The sequence below is a fragment of the Sulfitobacter sp. HI0129 genome, from assembly GCF_001635395.1.
Lineage (GTDB): Bacteria > Pseudomonadota > Alphaproteobacteria > Rhodobacterales > Rhodobacteraceae > Sulfitobacter.
In genome coordinates this window covers 1-454 of the sequence record NZ_LWGH01000062.1, presented here as the reverse complement: position 1 = coordinate 454, position 454 = coordinate 1, and the positions used below count along the sequence as shown (strand labels likewise).

Sequence of the window (454 nt, the reverse complement as noted above, 5' to 3'; positions counted from 1 at the left end):
ATGGCGAGGATTATCCTGCAGCTCAAGACCGAGGGCCTGACGGTGCTGCTCTCCGAACAGAACCTGCATTTCGCACAGGCCGTGGCCGATGCCGTGGTGATCATCGAACATGGCTCCGCGAAGTTCGCGGGCAGCCTTGCCGAACTCAAGGCGCAGCCCGAAATCCGCGACGCCTACCTGTCGGTCTGAGCCGCCCCTTCACCCTTTTTCAAATACTCCCCGCGGAGCGTCCCGCCGCCTGCACCATGCACGGGCGGCGGGGGCGGGCCGCATCAGGTCTTCTTTCGGTCGTCCACGATGTTCATCTGCGCCAGACCGCTCTGGCCCAGATCCACCTTGGCGAAGGGGCCGCCGTGGCACATCTCGCCGGGGTCGGTCACATCCGGGGCATCGGTCTGCGCCAGAACCTCTTCGGCGAATTGTTCGGCATTGTCCTTGGGCCGGTAACCGAGGA

At 64.5% G+C, this 454-nt stretch carries 2 pseudogenes; one reads left to right on the top strand and one right to left on the bottom strand.

What is annotated here, in order from left to right:
• Positions 1 to 189, top strand: a pseudogene (locus tag A3764_RS00650) (ABC transporter ATP-binding protein); the annotation flags it as partial.
• Positions 190 to 272: 83 nt separating this feature from the next.
• On the opposite strand, the pseudogene A3764_RS00645 reads toward A3764_RS00650, so the two are convergent.
• Positions 273 to 454: pseudogene (locus tag A3764_RS00645) on the bottom strand (NAD-dependent epimerase/dehydratase family protein); the annotation flags it as partial.